The 20,325-nt window shown below is 71.5% G+C and carries 21 protein-coding genes and 1 tRNA gene; 6 read left to right on the forward strand and 16 right to left on the reverse strand.

All coding sequences use genetic code 11. From position 1 onward, the window contains the following. Positions 1-52: 52 nt before the first annotated feature. From E1300_RS03115 to E1300_RS03125, 3 genes are all read right to left on the reverse strand, one after another. Positions 53-125, reverse strand: a tRNA-Thr gene (locus E1300_RS03115). Positions 126-190: 65 nt separating this feature from the next. Then, positions 191-1,693 (reverse strand): alpha/beta hydrolase, encoded by a 1,503-nt coding sequence (locus E1300_RS03120; RefSeq protein WP_242618913.1) that lies wholly within the window; start codon positions 1,691-1,693, stop codon positions 191-193. A gap of 63 nt (positions 1,694-1,756) precedes the next feature. After that, positions 1,757-2,470, reverse strand: coding sequence for a TetR/AcrR family transcriptional regulator (locus tag E1300_RS03125; protein ID WP_165502653.1), 714 nt, complete (start codon positions 2,468-2,470; stop codon positions 1,757-1,759). A gap of 100 nt (positions 2,471-2,570) precedes the next feature. Here E1300_RS03125 and E1300_RS03130 point away from each other — a divergent pair, with 100 nt between their 5' ends. Then, positions 2,571-4,070 (forward strand): DHA2 family efflux MFS transporter permease subunit, encoded by a 1,500-nt coding sequence (locus E1300_RS03130; RefSeq protein WP_165502654.1) that lies wholly within the window; start codon positions 2,571-2,573, stop codon positions 4,068-4,070. Between the two features lie 125 nt (positions 4,071-4,195). Here the strand turns inward: E1300_RS03130 and E1300_RS03135 are convergent, their stop codons facing one another. From E1300_RS03135 to E1300_RS03155, 5 genes are all read right to left on the reverse strand, one after another. Beyond that, a complete protein-coding gene (locus E1300_RS03135) occupies positions 4,196-4,699 on the reverse strand; it encodes a hypothetical protein (protein ID WP_131755321.1) in 504 nt (167 codons plus the stop codon). A 24-nt stretch (positions 4,700-4,723) separates the two neighbouring features. Further along, positions 4,724-5,362, reverse strand: coding sequence for a hypothetical protein (locus tag E1300_RS03140; protein ID WP_131755322.1), 639 nt, complete (start codon positions 5,360-5,362; stop codon positions 4,724-4,726). A gap of 531 nt (positions 5,363-5,893) precedes the next feature. Next, positions 5,894-7,198 (reverse strand): ABC transporter permease, encoded by a 1,305-nt coding sequence (locus E1300_RS03145; protein WP_131755323.1) that lies wholly within the window; start codon positions 7,196-7,198, stop codon positions 5,894-5,896. After that, positions 7,195-7,947: an ABC transporter ATP-binding protein gene (locus tag E1300_RS03150; RefSeq protein WP_242618914.1), complete on the reverse strand. Its 753-nt coding sequence runs from the start codon at positions 7,945-7,947 to the stop codon at positions 7,195-7,197. The genes E1300_RS03145 and E1300_RS03150 overlap by 4 nt, the downstream gene beginning before the upstream one ends. Next, positions 7,944-9,143 carry an efflux RND transporter periplasmic adaptor subunit gene (locus E1300_RS03155; protein WP_131755324.1) on the reverse strand — a complete coding sequence of 400 codons (1,200 nt, stop codon included), beginning with the start codon at positions 9,141-9,143 and terminating at the stop codon, positions 7,944-7,946. Before E1300_RS03155 ends, E1300_RS03150 begins: the two co-directional genes overlap by 4 nt. Positions 9,144-9,314: 171 nt before the next feature. On the opposite strand from E1300_RS03155, the gene E1300_RS03160 reads away from it, so the two are divergent. Beyond that, entirely contained in the window at positions 9,315-10,073 is a 759-nt protein-coding gene (locus E1300_RS03160; RefSeq protein WP_131755325.1) for a DUF427 domain-containing protein, read from the forward strand. 60 nt (positions 10,074-10,133) lie between these two features. On the opposite strand, the gene E1300_RS03165 is transcribed toward E1300_RS03160, so the two are convergent. Further along, positions 10,134-10,844, reverse strand: coding sequence for an SDR family NAD(P)-dependent oxidoreductase (locus tag E1300_RS03165; protein ID WP_207399446.1), 711 nt, complete (start codon positions 10,842-10,844; stop codon positions 10,134-10,136). 116 nt (positions 10,845-10,960) lie between these two features. On the opposite strand from E1300_RS03165, the gene E1300_RS03170 reads away from it, so the two are divergent. Beyond that, positions 10,961-11,359: a winged helix-turn-helix transcriptional regulator gene (locus E1300_RS03170; RefSeq protein WP_131755326.1), complete on the forward strand. Its 399-nt coding sequence runs from the start codon at positions 10,961-10,963 to the stop codon at positions 11,357-11,359. A 32-nt stretch (positions 11,360-11,391) separates the two neighbouring features. On the opposite strand, the gene E1300_RS03175 is transcribed toward E1300_RS03170, so the two are convergent. Both E1300_RS03175 and E1300_RS03180 read right to left on the reverse strand, forming a co-directional pair. Further along, on the reverse strand, positions 11,392-11,739 hold the full coding sequence (locus E1300_RS03175; protein WP_131755327.1) for a hypothetical protein: 348 nt from the start codon (positions 11,737-11,739) through the stop codon (positions 11,392-11,394). After that, positions 11,736-12,038 (reverse strand): hypothetical protein, encoded by a 303-nt coding sequence (locus tag E1300_RS03180; protein WP_131755328.1) that lies wholly within the window; start codon positions 12,036-12,038, stop codon positions 11,736-11,738. The genes E1300_RS03175 and E1300_RS03180 overlap by 4 nt, the downstream gene beginning before the upstream one ends. A 203-nt stretch (positions 12,039-12,241) precedes the next feature. Here E1300_RS03180 and E1300_RS03185 point away from each other — a divergent pair, with 203 nt between their 5' ends. From E1300_RS03185 to E1300_RS03195, 3 genes are all read left to right on the forward strand, one after another. Then, on the forward strand, positions 12,242-13,300 hold the full coding sequence (locus E1300_RS03185; RefSeq protein ID WP_131755329.1) for a helix-turn-helix domain-containing protein: 1,059 nt from the start codon (positions 12,242-12,244) through the stop codon (positions 13,298-13,300). A gap of 383 nt (positions 13,301-13,683) precedes the next feature. Then, positions 13,684-14,784, forward strand: coding sequence for a ferredoxin reductase (locus tag E1300_RS03190; RefSeq protein WP_242618915.1), 1,101 nt, complete (start codon positions 13,684-13,686; stop codon positions 14,782-14,784). A gap of 14 nt (positions 14,785-14,798) precedes the next feature. Beyond that, positions 14,799-15,923: a fatty acid desaturase family protein gene (locus E1300_RS03195; RefSeq protein ID WP_131755331.1), complete on the forward strand. Its 1,125-nt coding sequence runs from the start codon at positions 14,799-14,801 to the stop codon at positions 15,921-15,923. Positions 15,924-15,965: 42 nt separating this feature from the next. Here E1300_RS03195 and E1300_RS03200 read toward each other — a convergent pair whose 3' ends face one another. From E1300_RS03200 to E1300_RS03220, 5 genes are all read right to left on the reverse strand, one after another. After that, positions 15,966-16,793 carry a GNAT family N-acetyltransferase gene (locus E1300_RS03200; RefSeq protein ID WP_131755332.1) on the reverse strand — a complete coding sequence of 276 codons (828 nt, stop codon included), beginning with the start codon at positions 16,791-16,793 and terminating at the stop codon, positions 15,966-15,968. Positions 16,794-16,878: 85 nt separating this feature from the next. Next, positions 16,879-17,706, reverse strand: a complete 828-nt coding sequence (locus tag E1300_RS03205; protein ID WP_131755357.1) for a PSP1 domain-containing protein — start codon at positions 17,704-17,706, stop codon at positions 16,879-16,881. Positions 17,707-17,790: 84 nt separating this feature from the next. Continuing rightward, a complete protein-coding gene (locus E1300_RS03210) occupies positions 17,791-18,786 on the reverse strand; it encodes a TolB-like translocation protein (RefSeq protein ID WP_131755333.1) in 996 nt (331 codons plus the stop codon). A gap of 117 nt (positions 18,787-18,903) precedes the next feature. Continuing rightward, a complete protein-coding gene (locus E1300_RS03215) occupies positions 18,904-19,803 on the reverse strand; it encodes a fructosamine kinase family protein (RefSeq protein WP_131755334.1) in 900 nt (299 codons plus the stop codon). Positions 19,804-19,806: 3 nt separating this feature from the next. Beyond that, the gene (locus E1300_RS03220; RefSeq protein ID WP_131755335.1) at positions 19,807-20,286 is read right to left on the reverse strand and encodes a low molecular weight protein-tyrosine-phosphatase; all 480 of its coding nucleotides are present in this window, start codon (positions 20,284-20,286) and stop codon (positions 19,807-19,809) included. Positions 20,287-20,325 lie beyond the last annotated feature (39 nt).

Raw genomic sequence — 20,325 nt, forward strand, 5'->3', positions numbered from 1 at the left:
GGACGACTCAGGGCGCCCACCGGATTAGGGTGAACGCCCTGGTCAAGTGCCGAGCCGCCTGTCGGAATCGAACCGACGACCTATTCATTACGAGTGAATCGCTCTGCCGACTGAGCTAAGGCGGCGTGCCATGCGTGGCATGGCGGAAGCAGTCTACCGGGTGTTGGGGGGTGGGCGCGCACCCGTTATTTCAGCGGCAGACCGTGCCGTCCTTCGGAGGGGTGGCGTTGACGAGGTAGCTGTCGGTCGCCTTGGTGATGCAGGCGTTGCCCTGGAGGTAGGCGGTGTGGCCGTCGCCGTCGAGGGTGAGGAGGACGCCGCTGGAGAGCTGGGACGCGAGGCTCTGGGCCCACTTGTAGGGGGTGGCGGGGTCGCGGAGGGTGCCGATGACGACGATGGGTTTGGCGCCCTTGGCGGTGACCGCGGCAGGCTGCTGCTTGGTCTGGACGGGCCAGTAGACGCAGGGCAGGCCGCCCCAGACGACGAAGGGGCCGAAGCGGGGCGAGGTCTTCTTCGCTTCGGCGGCGGCCTTGCCGTACTCGGCGAGGGAGGACGGGTTCGGCTTGTCGACGCAGTTGACGGCCATGTTGGCGTCCGTCTGGTTGCTGTAGGAGCCGTCGGGCTTGCGCTCCACCATCTGGTCGGCGAGCGTCAGGAGGAGAGTGCCGTCGGACTTCTGGACGGCCTGGGTCAAGGCCTGGCGCAGGACCGGCCAGTACTCCCTGAGATAGAGGGCCGTGGCGATCCCCATGACGGCCAGGGATTCGGTCACCTTGCGGCTGTCACGGCTGTTGGTGAGGGGCTGCTTGTCGACCTGGGCCAGGAAGGAGTCGAGCTTGGCCAAGGCGGCGTCGGTGGACGTGCCGAGGGGGCAGCTCGCGGATTTGACGCAGTCGGTGGCGAAGGCGCGGAAGGCGGTCTCGAAGCCCTTGGCCTGCTCGACGAGGAGGCCGGTCGAGGACGCCTTGGGGTCGACGGCGCCGTCCAGGACGAGGGCGCGGACGTTGCCGGGGAACTGTTCGGCGTAGAAGGCGCCCAGGTAGGTGCCGTAGGAGGCGCCGTAGTAGGTGAGCTTCTGGTCGCCCAGGGCGGCGCGGAGGACGTCCATGTCGCGGGCGGCGTTGAGGGTGCCGACGTACGGGAGTTCGGCGGACGCCTTGGCCTTGCAGTTGTCGGCGAAGGCCTTGCTCTGGGCGGCGAAGGCGTTGGTCTCCGCCTGGTCGTCCGGGGACGAGTCGGCGGCGAAGAACTGGTCGAGCTGGGGGCCGGTGTTGCAGCGGACGGGGTCGCTGGTGCCGACGCCGCGGGGGTCGAAACCGACGATGTCGAAGCGGCGGCGCAGGTCGGCGCCGAAGCTGCCGGCGGCCTGGCGGACGAAGTCGATACCGGAACCGCCGGGACCGCCCGGGTTGGTGAACAGTGAGCCGATACGGCTGGCCTTGTCCTTGGCGGGGAGCCTGATCAGGTGGATGCCGACCCGCTGCCCGGACGGCTTGGCGTAGTCGAGGGGGACCTCGGCCGTCGCGCACTGGAAGCCGCCGCCGCAGTCCTTCCAGGACGGCTTCTGCTTGTAGAAGCCGTCGAGGCCGCCGGCGGAGTTCGGCGTTCTGGACGCGGCGTCCGACTCCTTGCCGCTGCCGTTGCACGCGGTCGCCGCCAGCGCGAGCGCGGTGGCCACGCTGAGGAGTTTCACTGCTCGCACGGTGTCCCCGTCTCGTCGTAGCGGCCCGTATGCCGTCGCCTACGCTACGGCAGCCTAGCGGCCGTAATCGCGTTCGATGCCGTCCAGCAGCCAGGTGAGTCCCTGTTCGAAGGTGTCCTGGTCGAGGACGCCGAGTTCGAGCAGGGGCTTGAGGTGGGGGAACTCGCCGGATTCCAGAAGGGAACGGACGTATCGCCGCTCCAGCATGCTGGAGCGGGCGCTCTGCAAGCCGCATTCGCCGCGTTCGACCGTGTGCTGCTCCCGGATGGCGAAGCCGAGCGAGTAGTTGTCCAGCGCGGTGGCGATCGCGACCATCGCCTCGGGGTCGTCCGTGAGCCGGGCCACGGCGGCGAAGGTCTGCTCGGCGTGCCGGAGGCCGTTCGGGCCGACGCGCGGTGAGCGGCGGGCGAGCTCGAACATCCAGGGGTGGTCGCGGCTGGCCTGGCGTTCCCGGCGGACGATCTGGAGGCAGGCCTCGCGCCAGTCGTCCGGAAGCTCCTCCTCGATGAGCGCCTCACCGGCGACCTCGTCGTACATGAGGTCGAGGATGTCCTCCTTGGCGTCGATGTGGGTGTAGAGGCTCATCGCCCGGACGCCGAGTTCGCTCGCGATGCGGCGGATGGAGACGGCGTCCAGGCCCTCCGCGTCCGCCAGCTTGATGGCGGTCTCGACGATGGCCTCGCGCGTGAGTTTCGGACGGCGTCCGGCGGGCGGGCGGGCCCACACGTCGTCGGCCCGCTCCCGCGGGGTCTTGGAGGTGTTCGCCACAAGAATGCAGCCTACGCGATACACCGTATCGATACGCTGTACGGATCGAGCGATACGGTGTACGGTGTTGCCGATACAGCGTACGGAACGAGGAGACCGGATGACGACCGCACAGACCGCGGCTCCGACGGACGACAGGCGGATCGACCCGCACCTGCGCAATCTCGCGATCGTCGTCGTGCTCGGCGCGATCATGACGGTGCTCGACAGCACGATCGTCAACGTCGCGCTGAGCAGGCTCGGCGAGGACTTCGGCTCCTCCCTCTCGACCATCCAGTGGGTCGTGACGGGCTACACGCTGGCGCTGTCCATGGCGATCCCGCTGACCGGCTGGTCCGTCGTGCGGTTCGGCGCGCGGACGATGTGGCTCGTCTCGCTCGGGCTGTTCATCGGCGGCTCGCTGCTGTGCGGGCTGGCCTGGTCGGTCCCGTCGCTCATCGCGTTCCGCGTCGTCCAGGGCCTCGGCGGCGGGATGCTGATGCCGATCGGGCAGACGATGCTCGTCCGCGAGGCGGGCCCCGACCGGATGGGCCGGGTCATGAGCGTCGTCTCGGTGCCCGCGATGCTCGCCCCGGTCCTCGGGCCGCTGCTCGGCGGCGTGATCGTCGACCATCTGAGCTGGCGCTGGATGTTCTTCGTCAACGTCCCGTTCTGCGCGGTGGCGCTGCTGGCTGCGGTGCGGATGCTGCCGCGCGACACCGAGCGGAGCGCGGACGCCCGGCTGGACGTCCTCGGCATGCTGCTGATCTCCCCCGGCCTCGCCGCCCTCGTCTACGGGCTGTCCCAGGCCGGGAACGGGGCGAGCCTCACCGGCGCGCGCTTCCTCACGAGCGTGATCGCGGGCGCCGTGCTGGTGGCCGCGTTCGTGGCGCACGCCGTCCACAAGGGCGACGGCGCGCTCATCGACGTGCGGAAGCTGACCACGCGAGCGTTCACCCTCGCGACCGGCGGCTTCTTCCTGTACAGCGCGGCCGTGTTCGGGGTGATGATCCTGATTCCGTTGTTCGCGGGGATCGTCCGGGGCGATTCGGCACTGGACGCCGGCTGGCTGCTCGCGCCGCTCGGCCTCGGCGCGATGGCCACGATGCTCGTCTCCGGACGGCTCGCCGACCGGTTCGGCGGACGCTGGATCGCGGCGACCGGCGTGCTGACCGTTCTCGCCGGAACGCTCGCGCTCACCACGCTCGGCCCGGACACCGGCCGCGCCGTCATCATGGGCGCGACGCTCGTCGTCGGGTTCGGCCACGGGATGATCGCGCCGGCCCTGCTCGCGATGAGCTACCAGGGCCTGCCGCGCGAGGCGATGCCCGCGGCGACGACCGGCGCGAACGTCCTGATCCGCGTCGGCAGCTCGTTCGGCACCGCCCTGACCGCCGTCGTGCTCCAGCTCGCGATCCGGGACGAGATCCCCGGCGCCAGCGGCAACCTCAGGGAAGCCGCCGCCCAGCACACCGCCCGGACACCCGAGCTGCTCGCCAACGCCTTCGGCGAGACGTTCTGGTGGACGGCCGCGGTCCTGCTGATCGCCCTGATCCCCGTCCTGGCCTTCCCTCGCAGGAACAAGACCGCCCCGGCCACCACCCAGGAGGTGACCGGATGAGAGCGGCGCGGCCCTGCATGGGGATGGGGCCCGCACACCCCGCACGGGCCCCATCCCAGCGCCGGCCAAAGGGGGACGAAGGCCGGCGCTCTCGCCGGGCGGCCGAAGGGTGGCCGCCCTGGTCCTCAGGAGCCCGAGGTTCCGCCCTGCCGGCCACCGGGGCCGCCGCCGGGCGGGCCGCCCTGCCCGCCGCCGTAGCCACCGCCGCCCTGCCCGCGCTGCGGGGCCAGCGACGCGCAGGCCTGCATGGCCTTCTGCTCAGCCGCCGACCTGGAGGGACGGTCCGTCGGACGCCCGGTGAACGCGCCGCTCGGCCTACCACTGGGGACACCACTCGGACGCCCGGTCGGCGCACCGCTGGGCGCACCGCTGGGGGCGCCGCTGGGGGCGCCGCTCGGACGGCCCGTGGGCGCGCCACTGGGACGATTGCCCCCGCCCGGTCCCCGGCTCGGCAACGTAACGCCCTGTTTCTGCAAGCAGGCCCGGTACGCCGCCATCGGGTCGGATCCGGCGGCCTGGGACGCGCCCGCGTTCGCCTTGTCGTCCCCGCCACCGCAGGCGCCGGTGAACAGCAGTGCTCCCGCGACGGCCACACCGCCGAGCACGCGTCCCGCGCTCGCTCTGTCCATGTTCATCGTCTCCTCATTCGCCGATCAGCGTCCGGTGCCCTGGTTGACGGTGGTCGCGGTGACCGTGCCGTCCTGGCCCGTGCTGCCGCGCACGATGACGGTGGTGCCCGAACCGAGGTCCTTGAGCTTGCCGTCCTTGGTGACGCGGACCTTGGTGGCGCCGCTCGTCTTGACCTTCACGGTCTGGCCGGAGGTGGTGCGCAGGTAGATCGTGCTGCCCTCGATCTTGGTGATCGTGCCGATGGTCGCGCCGCCCGCGGAGCCCCCGGCCATGCCGCCGGGCCCCTGACCGCTCGCCCCACTCCCGCCGGCCCCTTGACCGTTCCCGGTACCACCAGCCCCTTGGCCGTTGGTGCCGCCGGGCTGTCCGCCCATACCGGGCATCCCCGGCATGCCGCCGTAACCGCCGGGGGCGCGCCCGCCCGTCCTGGAGCCGTAGCCTCCGGCCGCAGCGGGGCCTCCCGCGCCGGACGGCCCCGATCCCGAGTCGTCCGATGACCACTTCTGCGCCTGCACGCCCGCCAGGAAGCCCGCGACGAGGATCAGACCGGCGCACAGGTAGAGCGTCGGGCCGGGCAGCGACCGCTTCTGCGGCTGCGCCGCCAGCTCGGAGTCGAGGTCCTCGTCGAACGGCGAGCTGGCGAGCAGCTCAGCATCCCCCATCGGCCGCTCAGGCAAAGGACCCACCCGACCGGACGAACCCCCCACCCCTCCCCGAGCACCCGCCCCAAACCGCCCAAACGAATCTTCAGACCTCGCCGAGCGCAACGAGCCGTCCGAACCTGCCGAACCACCCAGCCCTGACGAGGGCGCTGGATCGCCCAGGCCTGCCGAACCCGCTGGGATGCCCGGGCCTGGCGAGGGTGCTGGACCGTCCTGGTCTGGTGGGGGCGGTGGGGTGTTCGGGGTTGGTGTGGGCGCCGGGTTGTTTAGGCCTGCCGAGGCTGGGGCGACTGGATTTGGTGGGACGCCCTCGCCTGCCCAGGCCAGCGGGCCGTCCGCGTGCGCTGGGCTGCTCACGTCCGCTGGGCCGCTCGGGCCTGCGGGGCCGCTCGGGGTTGGTGAGGGTGGTGGGGTGCTTGGGCCCGTGGGTGGGGTCGGTGGGTTTGTGGGGGTCAGTGGGGTCGGTGGGGGTGACTGTGTGCCGCGTTTGCCGCGCCTTCTCGCGTTCACGCGGTCCTCCCTCGCTCGCGCTCACTCATGCCGGAGCGCCTCGATCGGGCGCAGCTTGGCCGCGCGGTTGGCCGGGTAGCTGCCGAAGAACAGGCCGATCACCACGGACACGCCCAGCGCCAGGACGATCGACGACGGCACCAGCACCGGTTTCACGCCGACGATCGTGAACAGGCTGCCGACCACGCCCGCGACGACGCCGAGGACGCCGCCGATCAGGCTGAGCACGGTCGCCTCGGCGATGAACTGGCCGAGGATCGCGCCGCGCGGCGCGCCGATGGCCTTGCGGATGCCGATCTCCCGCGTCCGCTCGGTGACGGTGACCAGCATGATGTTGGTGATGCCGATGCCGCCGACGAGCAGGCTGATCGCGGCGACGGCGCCGAGCAGCACCGTGAACGTCTTGTTCGACTCGGTGACCGCCGTCTGGATGCTCGCCTGGCTGGAGACGGTGAAGTCCGCCGCGCCGGACGAGGCGACGTCGTGGCGCTGTCCGAGCACCTGGGTGATCTCGGCCTGGGCGGCGTCGACCGCGTCGCTGTCCGTGGCCTGGACGATGATCTGGTCGAGGCCGCCGTAGCCGGTGAGGCTCTGCTGGACGGCGGCCAGCGGCGCGATCGCGATGCTGTCGGGGTCGGAGAAGCTGGACGAGGACGAGCCGGTCGCCTTCAGGACGCCGGTCACGGTGAACCGGATGCCGCCGACGTCGATCTTCTTGCCGATCGGGCTGACCCGTCCGAACAGGTCGGAGGCGGTCGTGCTGCCGAGCACGACGGTCTTGGCGGCGGTCGCGACGTCCTCGCTGGTGAAGGCGCTGCCGCTGGCCACGGTCTTGTTCGCGGCGGCGAAGTAGGTCGGGGTCGTGCCGACGAACTGGCTGATCGTCGCGCTGGTCCCCTCGTATCCGGCGGTCACTGACTGGCTGGTCACGACGGGGGACGCGCTCTTCACCGACGGGGTGTCGGGCGAGCCGACGAGCGCGGCGGCGTCCGCGGCGGTGAGGTCGTGGGCCTGCGTGCGGGGGCCGCTGGACTGGCCGGTCTGGTTGCCGCCGAACCCGCCGCCCGGTCCGCCGAACCCGCCGCCGGGTCCGCCGAAGCCGCCGCGTCCGCCGCCGCTTCCGGTCGTCGACTTGGTGACGGTCAGCGAGTCGGCGCCGAGCCGCTGGATGCTCTTCTTGATCTGCTCGGACGAGCCGTTGCCGACCGCGACGAGCAGGATCACCGCGCCGACGCCGATGAGGATGCCGAGGGTGGTGAGCGAGCTGCGCAGCTTGTTCGCCGACAGTCCGCGCAGCGCGAACCGCAGCACTTCCAGGGGGCTCACCGGGCGCCGTCCGTCGTCCATGCCACCGCGGGCGGCGGGCCGGTCACCGGAGAGCGCCGGGAGTCCTCGACGACGCGTCCGTCCACGAGGCGGACGACCCGTTTGGCGTGCGCGGCGACGTCGTCCTCGTGGGTGATCACGACGATGGTGCGGCCGGCGAGGCTGAGCCGGTCGAAGACACCGAGGACGTCGGTGGTGGAGCCGCTGTCGAGCGCGCCGGTCGGCTCGTCCGCGAGCAGCAGTGTCGGCGCGGTGACGAGGGCCCGGGCGACGGCGACGCGCTGCTGCTGCCCGCCGGACAGCTCGTTCGGCTCGTGGCGGGTGCGGTCGGCGAGCCCGACCTCGCGCAGCGCGGCGAGTGCGCGGCGCCGCCGCTCGGCGCCCTTCACGCCCCCGTAGGCCAGCGGCAGTTCCACGTTGGCCTGCGCGGACATCCGCGGGATGAGGTTGAACGACTGGAAGATGAACCCGATCCGGCGGTTGCGCAGGATCGCGAGGCGGCGCTCGTCCAGGCCGACGACGTCGATGCCGTCCAGGAGGTAGTGGCCGCCGCTCGGCACGTCCAGGCAGCCGATGATGTTCATCAGCGTGGACTTGCCGGAGCCGGACGCCCCCATGATCGCGACGTAGTCGCCGCGTTCGACGGTGAGCGAGACCCCGCGCAACGCGTGCACGGCGGTGTCACCCGAGCCGTACACCTTCGTCACCGCGCGCACGTCGAGGACGGGCGCGGCCAGGCCCTGGGTCACGGACGGCCTCCGCCGCCGCCCAGCCCGCCGCGGCCGGTGCCGCCGGGTGCCCCGCCGCCCGGGAAGCCGTTGCGCTGCCCGGTGTTACCGGTCGTTCCGGACGTGGTCGAGGTGACCGCGATCTGGTCGCCCTCGTTCAGGCCGGACTTGATCTCGGTGCCCTGGTCGCCCTTGACACCGACCTCGACCTGCACGGTCTCCTGCTTGCCGTTGCGGACGACGGTGACGGTGCTCTGCCCGCCCGCGGTCCGGACGGCCGCGCTCGGCACGTACAGGACGTCCTCGGCCCTGGCGACGGTGATCTCGACGGTCGCCGTCTGGCCGAGCCGGACCCCCGACGGGATCTTGGTGAGGGTGATCGTCGCGGGGAACTTCACGACGTTGTCCGTGGTCGTCGGCGAGAGCCCGACCGCGGTGACCTTGCCGGTGGCGGTCGTCCCGGTGAGGGCGTCGAACGTCACCGACGCGGTCTGCCCGGTCTTCAGCTTCGTCGTGTCGGCCTCGGTGAACTGGCCTTCGATCTGCAGGTGCTTGGTGTCGACCAGCTCCATGAACCCCGAGGACGAACTCGTCCCGGATGAGGATCCGGAGGATGACCCGCCGGCGCCACCGGCGCTCGACCCGCTGGAACCGGACGAGCCGGACGACCCGGAGGAACCGGAGCCGGACGACGACGAGCCTGAGCCGCTTGAACTCCCGCCCACGGTCCCGTTGATCGTTGTCACGGTCCCGCTGAACGGCGCCTTGAGGACCGTCCCCTGGTACGAGCGCAGGGCGGAGTTGTAGGAGTTCTTGGCCTGGATGTAGCTGGCGTAGCCCTTCTCGGAGGTAGTGTCCCCCTCCGACGCGACCGCGAGGTTCGCCCGCGCCGCCTCGACGCTCTCCAGGGCCTCCGTCTGGTCGAGCTTCGCGAGGACGTCCCCCGCCGTGACCTTCTGGCCTGCCTTGACGTAGATCTTGGCGACGGTGCCGGACGCGCCGAACGACAGCGAGCGGCTCTTGGCGCTCTCCACCGACCCGGACGCCGACACCGACGAGACGACCGTGCCGCGCGCCACCTGGGAGACCCGAGTGGCCGCGGAGGCCCCGTCACCTCCGTCACCGAGGGTGAGATATGCGATGCCGGCCCCGCCGGCCAGCAGCACGCCGAGCGCGCCGTTGACCAGCAACGCGCGGCGTTGGAACGGCCAATTCATGGGAAGAGGCTGGTGGGCGCGTCTGGGGCTCGCGTGAGGCGAAAATGAGAATCACATGAGAGAGCCGGGACGGATGTGACAGGACGCCCGAAGACGGGCAGGTCATCGGATTGGCCGCATCCCGCCGCCTCTCCCGTGAAATAGCCGCACCTCGGAGGCTGTTGCCCGGACATGGGCGAATCTCATGATTCCAAGCGGACGCGCATCCGTATCGAGCAGAGCGCCAAGCGTGTCAGGGCCTACCTCGGCGGCAACCTCGTGGCGGACACCACGACGCCGTCCCTCGTCTGGGAAGCCCCCTACTACCCCACCTACTACATCCCGGTGGACGACGTCCGCGCCGAACTCGTGGAGGACGGCCCAGGCCAGCGTTCACCGAGCCGAGGGGAGGCGACCGCCTACACCGTGAAGGTGGACGGGAAGGACGCCCCCGGCGCCGCCGTCAGGTACGCCGACTCCCCCGTCGAGGAGCTCCGCGACCTCGTCCGCCTGGAGTGGGACGCCATGGACGCCTGGTTCGAGGAGGACGAGGAGGTCTTCGTCCACCCGCGGAGCCCGTACGCGCGCATCGACATCCTCCCCAGCTCCCGCAACGTCCGCGTCGAGGTGGACGGTGTCACGGTGGCCGAGTCGTCCAGTCCCCGCCTCCTGTTCGAGACGGGCCTACCCGTGCGTTACTACTTGCCGAAGACCCACGTCCGCATGGACTTGCTTGAGCACACTGACACTGTCACCCACTGCCCCTACAAGGGCACTGCGGAGTACTGGTCCGTCCGCACCGGTGAGTCGCTCCGGGAAGACCTGGCCTGGTCCTATCCGACTCCTTTGGACGAGAGCCGCCGCGTAGCCGGCCTCATCTGCTTCTACAGCGAGAAGGTGGACATCTTCGTCGATGGCGTCCTGCAAGACCGTCCGAAGACGAAGTTCTAGAGACCACCCGTGGGGATCCCGCTGTCCCATTGGAGGGCAGCGGGACGGCCCGTCTCGCCTTCAGCCTGGGAGACCGGCCGAATGCTGGGCGACCAGCGCGCGGAAGGCGTCCAGATCGCCGATGACCTCCTCCACCCGGTCTCGCTGCTCGTGCATCCGGTAGTACCGGGCACCGATGGCATCGGGGTCGCCCTCACCACCGCCCTGGACGATCCCCAACGCGATCGTCACCGTGCCCACGTGAACGCCATGCGGTTTCAGCTCGGCGTGAAGAGTGTGCGCCCAGTTCCGCAGTCCGGACATGGCGAGACCCACGTTCGCCAGGAACGGCGCAGGCACAGTGGACGAGACACCGGTCGTCAGGAGGATCGTCCCACCGCGAGCCCGCAGATCCGGCAGGACGTGACGCACGGCGGTCACCGCCCCTAGGACATGCAACTCGAACTGAGCGGTAACCGAGTCGACCGTGCTGTCCACGGCGTTGGTGATAGGCCCGGTCGGACTGGGGCTGTACTCCAGCACATCGATCGGCCCCCACCTCTCCTTCACCGCGGTGAGGGCGTCCGTAAGCGCAACCCGATCTCTGATGTCGGCCGGGAACGCGGCCGCGGTGATGCCGAGCCCGGCGAGTTCGCGTACGAGAGCGCCGAGTTTCTCCGGAGTGCGAGCGATCAGCCCGACCCGGAAGCCGTTCCGCCCGAACGCCCGGGCCACCCCCATGCCCAGCCCCGGGCCCGCGCCGACGACAACGAGCGTCTTCACCAGCACCACGTCCTTCCTTACGCTTCATCCGTCGCCCATGCTTCGCCACCGCGACAAAGATGATCAAGACGGCACATTCATGTCGGAGACGCACACGGAGGTAACCGTTGGCCACACCGGGGACGATGTCCCGCCCCGAGACCGACGAGGAGGCCTGCCGGCAGGTGCTCCAGATCCTGTCGCTCGTCGGCGACAAGTGGACCGTCCTGGTCATCGGCCAGCTGCACGGCCGCACCCTGCGCTTCGGCGAGCTGCACCGCGCCGTCGCGGGCATCTCCCAGCGCATCCTCACCCTGACCCTGCGGCAACTCGAACGCGACGGCCTGCTCACCCGCACCGTGCACGCGACCGTCCCGCCGCGCGTGGAGTACGCGCTCACCGAGCTCGGCGACACGCTGGTGGACGCCCTGACCGGCCTCGGCACCTGGGCGATCGGCGCCCGGGCCGAAATCACCCAGCACCGGCACCACTACGACACCACCCATCCCGAGATGGCCCCGGACGTCCGAAAACGCCGCCCATGACCGCGACGACGCCCCCACCGCCCATGGCCGTGTCAGCGGACGGCGAGAAAGCCCCATCCTCGGCGCGCTCGGGCCGCATGCCGTCCTCGCCGCTCCACGGGACGCGGCGCCGCCCGCGAACCGGTTCCGCGACGGGTCGCCGCACCTGTTCGCGCATGCGGGACGGGGGCGCGGCGGCGCAGGCCGGCCTCGTCCAGCAGACGTCCGAGCGCTTGCGGCGTGGGCGCCTCCAGCAGCCGATGGCGTCCCGAACGATCGCGGAACACCGCCCACCAGCTCCCGGTGAACTCGCCCAGCCACGCGCAGACGCCCGGGAACCTGCGGCGCAGCTCCGCCACAGCGTGGTCGGGGTCGATGTCGGCCGCCGCCCACGGCGTCATCGCGCGCCCTCCGCCGCCCGCGCGAGGTAGCCGAGGATGAACACCGTCGCCTCGGTCACCCTGTCGGCCTGCGCGATCGGCTCCTGCCAGCTGGTGTAGAACCACAGCGCGCCGTCGTCCTCCGCACGTGCCCGGCAGGTGATCGTGTCCGCCGCCTCGCGCGCGTGCTCGCAGCACCCCGGCGCCCGAGGGTCGCTGACCCGCAACCCGCGTCCGGTGAGGTCGACGTCAAGGCGATGCGCCGCGAGATGTGCGGCGAGCGCGGCAAGACGGCCCTGACCGTGCGTAGCCTGTTCCACGGGTCCGACCTCCACTGTCGGATCAAGGCCCCGGCGCGGCGTTCGCGCACCGCGCCGGGGCCGTCTCGTTCAATGCGCGCATCCGGTCCGCGCACGCTCCGTCACAGATAGTGAATCCCGTGCGGGAAGACCAGGGCAGGGGGATGATTGGGGAGGGAAGGGGAGGGCGCCTCCCTCCCTCAACGCGTCGGACGGAGCGGTGCATGGCTCTCGGCAAGCGGACCGTCGGTGCCCGATTGCGCGAGGTCCGGGAAGCGCCGCCGTACTGGTCGCGCGCCGAGATGGCCCGCCGCCTGCGCGCCGCCGCGGACCCGCGTGACCTGCCCGGGCTCCCCCACGTCGCCAGCCTGACCGACCAGATCAAGCAGTGGGAGTCCGGCAAGTGGACGCCCAGCCCCCGCTACCGCGCCCTCTACGCCCGCGCCACCGGCCACCCCGAAGCCGCGCTCTTCGGCGGACACGAGGCGAACGTCACTTGGGAGCTCGCCGGGACGGTGACGGACGACGACGAGGAGCGGCTCACGCTGGTGGCGGCGCGCCCGGCACGGCTCGATGCGAGCGCGCTGGACGCCCTCGCCACGGTCCTCGCCGGGCAGCGGCGGCTTGAGGACGTGGTCGGGCCCGCGGCACTGCTGGCGCCCGTCGCGGGGCAGCTCGATGCCATCACGGCCATGCTGCGCGGGGCCACCGGGCCGCTGCGCGATCGGCTCGGCCGCATCGTGGCCGAGTGGACGGTCTACGCCGGCTGGCTGCACGCGGCGCTCCGGCAGGACGCGAAGGCGCTCGCGCTGTTCGGCGACGGCGAGGAACTGGCGGACGAGTTCGATGACGGGACGGTCGCCGCCGTGGCGACGAGTTTCCGCGGGTACGTCGCCCGCCAGCGGAGCCGTCCGCGAGCCGTCGTGCGGGCGGCGGGCGCGGCGATGGCGACGCCGGGCGTCCATCCCGTCCAGCAGACCTACGATCGGTTGCAGGCGGCGCAGGGACTTGCCGCGCTCGGCCAGGTCGATCAGGCGCGGCGTCTGCTGGACCAGGCGGCCGAGCGGGCCGCGGACGGCGTCGAGCCACCGCCGCCGGTGTACTGGTACAGCACGCCGTTCTTCCAGCTGAACATCGGCGTGGTTCATCGCGACCTGGGCGAGTACGCCGACGCCGCGGCGCTGCTGGACGAAGGCCTCAGGAACATCCCCGTCGACCAGGCCGGCGCAGAGTGGCTCGACGAGTACAAGACCGCCCTCGAAGACGCACGCGCACGCACCTGACCTCTCCCAGCCTGGCCTCAGTGCGCAGGCGTTCGCCGGGGCCCGGCACGTGCGGGCCGATGGCATCGGTCCGCACGATCCCCGCCGTTGGAGCGGGTCGTACTGCTAATCGGCTTGGTGAGGTGTGCCGAAGGGATTTGGGGGCACCTCAAGGGTTCGCCGAGGCTGTGATGGTGCTGCGGGGGCGGCTTTCGGGTGGGCGGGCGCTCGGGGGCGGATAAAGCCGGCCGGGCGGTTTGTCAGGCAGCGTTACAGCTTCTTATGGGACATCGTGCGATGGTGTGATGCCTGTCGCTTTTGTCCGTGAGGTCTTGAAGGTCTCCCTCAAGTTACGTAACCGTAGGTTACGTGCCCGTAGGTTAGAACGTATCCGGGAGGCATCCTTGACCAGTCCGCACGCGATCGCGCGGCGGCCGGGACGGGCCGGTGCGGGACGGCGGCAGCGGCTCGCCGCCGCCGCACGGCTCCTGACCACGCCGCTGCTTCCAGAGGACTACCTCGGCCTGCTGAACCCGCTCTGGTCCACCGCCGAACCGCGGGGACGGATCGAGGCGGTCCGGCACGAGACGCCGGGGACGGCGACCCTGGTGATCCGCCCGGGTCCGGCATGGCGAGGGCACCTGCCGGGCCAGTGGGTCAAGGTCGGCGTGGACATCGACGGGGTCCGCCACTGGCGGACGTTCTCCCTGTCGTCCCCGCCGCGGCCGGACGGGCGGATCACCATCACCGTCAAGGCCGGCCCGGACGGCTTCGTCTCCGCGTACCTCGTGAACGAGGTCAAGCCCGGCACGATCATCCGGCTGGGGGACGCGGAAGGCGACTTCATCCTGCCCTCGGAGCTCCCGGAACGGCTCCTGTTCCTCACCGCGGGCAGCGGCATCACGCCGGTCATGGCGATGCTCCGGCATCTCGCCGAGGAGGGGTCGCGCGCGGACATCGTGCTCGTCCACTCGGCGCGGACGGAGGAGGACGTCATCTTCGGCGCCGAACTCCGGGCGCTCGGGGAGCGGCTCCCCGGGCTGACCCTCCATGAACGGCACACGGGAAGGGACGGGCGGTTCGCGCCGGCCGAGCTGGACGCGATCTGTCCCGACTGGGCCGAGCGCGAGGCGTGGGCCTGCGGGCCCGCCGGGATGCTCGACGACGCGTCCGCGCACTGGACGGACGCCGGGGTGGACGGACGGCTCCGGTTGGAACGTTTCCGCCTGGCTCCGGTGGCGGGCGGCGAGGGCGGACGCGTCCGGTTCACGAAGAGCGACGTCGAGGTGGAGGCGGACGGGAGCACTCCGCTGCTGGAGGCGGGCGAGAGCGCAGGTGCGCTTCTGCCGAGCGGCTGCCGGATGGGCATCTGCTACAGCTGCGTCGGCCGCCTCTGCTCCGGACAGGTCCGGGATCTCCGCACCGGAGAGGTGCATGGAGAGGAAGGCCAGATCATCCAGACGTGCGTCTCGGCCGCCGCCGGCCCGGTCGACATCGAACTCTGAAAGGGGACACGACGATGACCTCTACGACGGACCACCTGACGCCCGAGGACTACGAGGCGATCGCCACCGAGCTGGACGCGCTGCGCGAGGAGATCGTGGACGATCTCGGTGAGCGGGACGCGGCCTACATCCACCGGATCATTCGCGTCCAGCGCGGCCTGGAGATCGCGGCCCGCGCGGTGCTGCTCGGGTCGTCGCTGCCGCCCGCCTGGATCGCCGGGACCGCGACGCTGGCCGTCGCGAAGATCCTGGAGAACATGGAGATCGGGCACAACGTCATGCACGGCCAGTGGGACTGGATGCGCGATCCGAAGATCCACTCGACGACCTGGGAGTGGGACAACGTCTCCCCCGCCGAGCAGTGGAAGCACTCGCACAACTTCGTCCACCACACCTTCACCAACATCCTCGGCAAGGACAAGGACGTCGGCTACGGGATCCTGCGCGTCACGCCGGAGCAGGAGTGGCACTGGGCGAACATCCCGCAGCCGGTCTACAACGCGCTGCTCGCGATGTTCTTCGAGTACGGCGTGGCGCTGCACGACCTGGAGATCGACAAGATCCGCGCGGGGACGAACGACCCGGAGGAGACGCGGGCGAAGCTGCGCGCGATCGGCCGCAAGATCCGCCGCCAGTGGGGCAAGGACTACCTGGCGTTCCCGCTGCTCAGCGGGCCGCAGTTCCTGTCCACGCTGTCCGCGAACTTCACCGCGAACGCGCTCCGCAACGTCTGGGCCCACATGATCATCTTCTGCGGGCACTTCCCGGGCGACATCGAGGTGTTCGAGGAGGAGCGGCTGGACGGCGAGACGAAGGGCGAGTGGTACGTCCGGCAGCTGCTCGGGTCGGCGAACATCACCGGCGGGAGCCTGTTCCACCTGATGACGGGCAACCTCAGCCACCAGATCGAGCACCACCTGTTCCCGGACCTGCCCAGCAACCGCTACGCCGAGATCGCGCCGCGGGTGCGGGCGCTGTGCGAGAAGTACGACCTGCCGTACCACACCGGGTCGCTGTCCAAGCAGGTCACGAGCACCTGGAAGAAAATCTTCCGGTACGCGCTGCCGGGGCCGCGCACGGAGCAGTCCGAGCCGTCCGAGCCGGACCGCGCGCCGGTGGAGCGCCCCGTCGCCGCCTGAGACGTCCCCGGCGGCCGCCCCGCGCGGGGTGGCCGCCGGGGCTCAGCCGAGGGCCTGCGCTACGGGAAGGAACAGGCGTTCCGGATCGTTCCGGACGGGCGCGCCGTACTCCATGATCGTGGTCGAGAACGCGGGGCGCAGGCCGTGGTCCTCCGCCCAGGCGAACAGTTCCGGGTGCCGGTGGTCGATGTCGAGTCTCAGCTTCTCCCCGGGCGGGGCCGTCTCCTCCACGAGGGTCAGGGCGGTCTTCGGGTCGCGCGCGATGACGGGCCCCACCACGACCGTCTCGTCATTGCGCCAGGCACCCGCGAAGCCGCGGAGCCCGGCCGCGTCCCGGACGACCCGGAACCGCTCGCAGAAGGACGGCAAGCGCTCGATCAAGGCCGTCCGGGGCGCGCCGAAGACGTCGGTGTCGAGGGCGAGGATGTCCGGTAAGTCCGCGGGCTCCGCCGGGGCGGACGCGGATCCGTCCGGCAGGCCGTGCGCCACTCCGGTGTAGGTCGTGCACCGGCACAGTGAGCGGAACCCCAGCCGCTCGTACAGCGGACGTCCGTAGGGCGTGGCCGTGAGGCAGAAGCTCGCCGTGTCCGTGTGCTCGATGGCGTGGCGCATGAGCCGTCCGCCGAGCCCCTGCCGTTCGTAGCGTTCCGCGACGAGGACCATGCTGATGGCCGCCACGTCCCGTCCGTAGGGGGTGGCCACGACCGTCCCGGCGAGGCCGTCGCCGTCGGGGGCGTCGAGACCGTAGACGGCGCCGATCGCGAACAGCAGCCCCCACTTGTGCTCCTCGGGCCCCCAGTCGCGGCCGACGGCCAGCCGCCGGCACGCCGCCATGTCGTCCGGCCCGAGCCGCCGAACCGTTCCGTTCATGTGGATCTCCCCAGGGACGCGTCCCAGGAACATTAGGTCGCGGCTTCGACGTCCACCAACCGATTTATAGGCACTCGCGGACGGGTCAGGTGGGCTCGTCGGTGGTGCCGTAGGCGGCGTCGTGCTGCTGGCGGGGGGAGCAGACGGAGGCGGACGGGCAGGAGCAGCGCCGCGATCCGACCTTCACCGTGATGCGGTCGCCGGGCACGTTGTAGCCGATGACCTGGCCGTCCCCCTCGGGGGTGCTGACGCGGGAGCCGAGCCGCGGCGCCTTCTCCTTGAACTCCATGTACAGCGGGTGCTCGTACTTCAGGCAGCACATCAGGCGGCCGCAGGCGCCGGCGATGCGCAGCGGGTTGACGGGCAGGTCCTGCTCCTTCGCCATCCGGACGGAGACGGGCTCGAAGTCCTTCAGGAACGTCGCGCAGCACAGGTCGCGGCCGCAGGGGCCGATGCCGCCCTGGAGGCGGGCCTCGTCGCGGGGGCCGACCTGGCGGAGCTCGACCCGGGCCTTGATGCCGCGGGCGAGGTCGCGGACCAGGGCGCGGAAGTCGACCCGGTGCGGCGCCGAGAAGTAGATCTTGAAGACGTTGTCGGCGTCGAGGTAGTCGACGCCGATGACCTTCATCGGGAGCTCGTGCTTGCGGATCAGCCGCTTGGCGATCGACCGGCCCTCCGCGCGGCGCCGCCGGTTGGCCTCGTCGCGGGCCAGGTGCTCCTCGGTGGCGGGGCCCGCGCACTCGGGCAGGTTCCCGATCTCGTCCGAGACCCATTGCGGCGCCCAGACGCACTCGGCGACCTCGGGCCCGGACTCGGTGGGGACGAGGACCTTGTCGCCCACCTTCGGCGTGTGCGGCCCCGGGTCGAGGTAGTACAGGCGGCCGTACCGGGTGAAGCTGACTGCCATCACCATGCCCACGGTTTCGCTCCGTTCGCCCGGTTCCGTCCGCCCCACTCTAGGCGCTGCCGGTGAGGCTTCGCTTTTCCGGCGGCGTCCTTACCAGGCGGCGTCGGCGAGGTCGGCGCCCGGGATCGCGGCGCCGCCCGCGTACAGGCGGCCGTCGCCGGCGGAGACGAGCAGGTGCGTGCCCGTGTGGTCGGCGTCGAGGCGCGCCACGGAGCCCTTCGACGCCTGCCGGGCGACGACGCGGGCGGGCTTGCGGGTGTCGATCGAGTAGCTCTGCAGGACGATCTGGCCGTTGCCCGCCAGGCCCGCGACGACCGTCCGCCCGTCCCGGCCCAGGACGGCGGTGGCGGCGCCCTTCGGGAGGCTCAGGACGGCCTTGCTCACCTTGAGGTCGCCCGAGGGGAGGCGGGTGTCGAGCACGCGGACCTGGTGCCGTCCCGTCGTCCTGCCGAGGGGACTCCACACGAAGGCGAGCGTGTCACCGTTCCACGAGAGGCTGCTGATGCGGGCGGGGAGTTTCGTCGTCCACGTCTTGCGGGCACCCGTCCGGGTGGAGACGACGTCCACGCGGCCGGCGGTGCCCCTGTAGGTGACGTAGGCGACGCGTTCGCCGTCGGGGCCGGTGGCGAGGTCGGAGTACGGGGCGGAAATGCCGGGCACCGCGGCCTTCGGCAGGTCCTTCAGGGCCTTCGGCTCGCCGCTCGCCTTCAGTTCGAGACGCTGGAACGTGACCTTCCGGGCGGCGTAGGACGCGACGACGTACGAGCCGTCCTTCAAGGCGGAGACGCGCTGGAACAGGCGTCCGGGCTGCGCGGCGACGGGCAGGCCGACATCGGCGCCGCCGCGGACGTCGCGGACGACGAGCGCGGTGCCGCCCCTGCGGACGCCGACGACGAACCGCGGCGAGGTCTGCTCGCTCCTGGCGGCGGGCTTGGCAGCGTGCTCCTTGTGCTCGCCGCGGCCGCGGTGGTGCAGCACGTCCGCGCCGCCGCCGATGCACAGCGCCACCCCGGCGGCGACGCTGACCGGGATGAGGCTCCTCCACGCCGCGCCGACCAGTGACCTCGAAGCCGGTTCCCTGTCCATCGGGTCGCCCAGCGCCCCTTCCCGAAGATCCCGTTCTGACCCGTCGTTTCTATCTCATCTTCCCGACGTCAAACAGCCATGAATGCGGAGTTATCACTTCGACACCCGATATGCCGCTCAGGGCCGGGCGGCGAGCGCGGCCCGGGCGGCCTCCAGCGCGGACGAGCCGTACGAGCCGCCGTACAGGACCACGTGGACGAGCAGCGGGTGGAGCTGGTGCAGGGGGATCCGGGCCCGCCAGCCGTCCGCGAGCGGCGCGGCCTCGTCGTAGGCGGCGATGATCCGGTCGAGGTGCGGCGTGCCGAACAGCGCCATCATCGCGAGGTCGGTCTCGCGGTGCCCGCCGTGCGCGGCCGGGTCGATCAGCAGTGCCCGCGCGTCCGTCCACAGGACGTTCCCCGACCACAGGTCCCCGTGGATACGGCTCGGCTGCTCCGGCGGCCCGGCCAGCTCGTCGATGTCCGCCAGCACGCGTTCGACGAGGCGGACGCCGTCCGCGGAGAGGTGCCGCGCGGCGCGGCGCAGGTACGGTTCGAGGCGCCGCTCGGCGTACCAGCGGGGCCACGGGCCCGCGTCGGACGTGTTGTCGAGCGGGAGGTCGGCGATGAAGCCGTCCCACGGCGCCCCGAACGCGTCCGGGCGGGCGCCAGTGTGCAGCAGCGCCAGCTCGCGGCCGAGGCGTTCGGCGGCGTCCCGCGTGGCCCCGCCTGACCGGATCCAAGGCAGGACGAGCAGCCGGTCATCCGCGCCGAGGACCTCGGGGACGGGCGCCCCGTCCCCGGCCTCCGCCAGCCAGCGCAGCCCCGCGGCCTCCGCCGCGAAGACCCCCGAGCGGTTGTGCGCGATCTTGGCGAAGACCTCGCGGCCGTCCGCGAGGGCCGCGCGGTGCAGCGTCCAGGAGTGGCTGGAGCCCAGGTCGTCGAGCCTTTCGACCCGGGCCCCGAGCAGCCGTTCGATCCGCGCTTCCGGCGCCTGCCCGCCGTCCGGGGACGCCTGTCCGCCGTCCCGCCGCGCCATGCGTCAGGCGGCCTTGAGACCAGTCCGGATCTCCGCGAGAAGGCCCGGCATCGCCGCCTCGACCATCGCCAGGACCTCGTCGAAGTCGGCGTGGTCCCCGTAGTAGGGGTCGGGGACGTCGAGGTCGGCGCCCGCCGCCGGGTCGAACTCCCGCAGCAGCCGGACCCGGCCGCGCGCCTCCTCGTCCGGCGCCATCGACCGCAGGGCCCGCAGGTGGCCGCGGTCCAGCGCCAGGATCAGGTCGTAGCGGTCGAACCAGTCCGCCTCGAACTGCCGCGCGACGTGCGCCGAGCGGTAGCCCGCCCGGCGCAGCGCCTCGACGGTCCGGGAGTCGGCGTCGTCGCCCACGTGCCAGCTTCCCGTGCCCGAGCTGTCGACCTCCACGTCCAGCCCCTCCTCCGCGACGTGGTGGCGCAGGATCCACTCGGCCATCGGGGAGCGGCAGATGTTGCCGGTGCAGACGAACGTGACTCGGTACGGCATGCCCCCATCATGCCCGAGGACGATCGCGCGCCTCGGATC

Source organism: Actinomadura fibrosa, assembly GCF_900659615.1.
Lineage (GTDB): Bacteria > Actinomycetota > Actinomycetes > Streptosporangiales > Streptosporangiaceae > Spirillospora > Spirillospora fibrosa.

Excerpts from the sequence above, each read along its gene's own strand:
- E1300_RS03185 (WP_131755329.1), top strand. The coding sequence starts at position 12,242 with ATGGCTCTCGGCAAGCGGACCGTCGGTGCCCGATTGCGCGAGGTCCGG.
- E1300_RS03135 (WP_131755321.1), bottom strand. The coding sequence starts at position 4,699 with ATGGACAGAGCGAGCGCGGGACGCGTGCTCGGCGGTGTGGCCGTCGCG.
- E1300_RS03205 (WP_131755357.1), bottom strand. The coding sequence starts at position 17,706 with ATGGTGATGGCAGTCAGCTTCACCCGGTACGGCCGCCTGTACTACCTC.
- E1300_RS03160 (WP_131755325.1), top strand. The coding sequence starts at position 9,315 with ATGGGCGAATCTCATGATTCCAAGCGGACGCGCATCCGTATCGAGCAG.
- E1300_RS03210 (WP_131755333.1), bottom strand. The coding sequence starts at position 18,786 with ATGGACAGGGAACCGGCTTCGAGGTCACTGGTCGGCGCGGCGTGGAGG.
- E1300_RS03140 (WP_131755322.1), bottom strand. The coding sequence starts at position 5,362 with ATGGGGGATGCTGAGCTGCTCGCCAGCTCGCCGTTCGACGAGGACCTC.
- E1300_RS03200 (WP_131755332.1), bottom strand. The coding sequence starts at position 16,793 with ATGAACGGAACGGTTCGGCGGCTCGGGCCGGACGACATGGCGGCGTGC.
- E1300_RS03170 (WP_131755326.1), top strand. The coding sequence starts at position 10,961 with ATGTCCCGCCCCGAGACCGACGAGGAGGCCTGCCGGCAGGTGCTCCAG.
- E1300_RS03130 (WP_165502654.1), top strand. The coding sequence starts at position 2,571 with ATGACGACCGCACAGACCGCGGCTCCGACGGACGACAGGCGGATCGAC.
- E1300_RS03195 (WP_131755331.1), top strand. The coding sequence starts at position 14,799 with ATGACCTCTACGACGGACCACCTGACGCCCGAGGACTACGAGGCGATC.
- E1300_RS03175 (WP_131755327.1), bottom strand. The coding sequence starts at position 11,739 with ATGACGCCGTGGGCGGCGGCCGACATCGACCCCGACCACGCTGTGGCG.
- E1300_RS03220 (WP_131755335.1), bottom strand. The coding sequence starts at position 20,286 with ATGCCGTACCGAGTCACGTTCGTCTGCACCGGCAACATCTGCCGCTCC.
- E1300_RS03155 (WP_131755324.1), bottom strand. The coding sequence starts at position 9,143 with ATGAATTGGCCGTTCCAACGCCGCGCGTTGCTGGTCAACGGCGCGCTC.
- E1300_RS03215 (WP_131755334.1), bottom strand. The coding sequence starts at position 19,803 with ATGGCGCGGCGGGACGGCGGACAGGCGTCCCCGGACGGCGGGCAGGCG.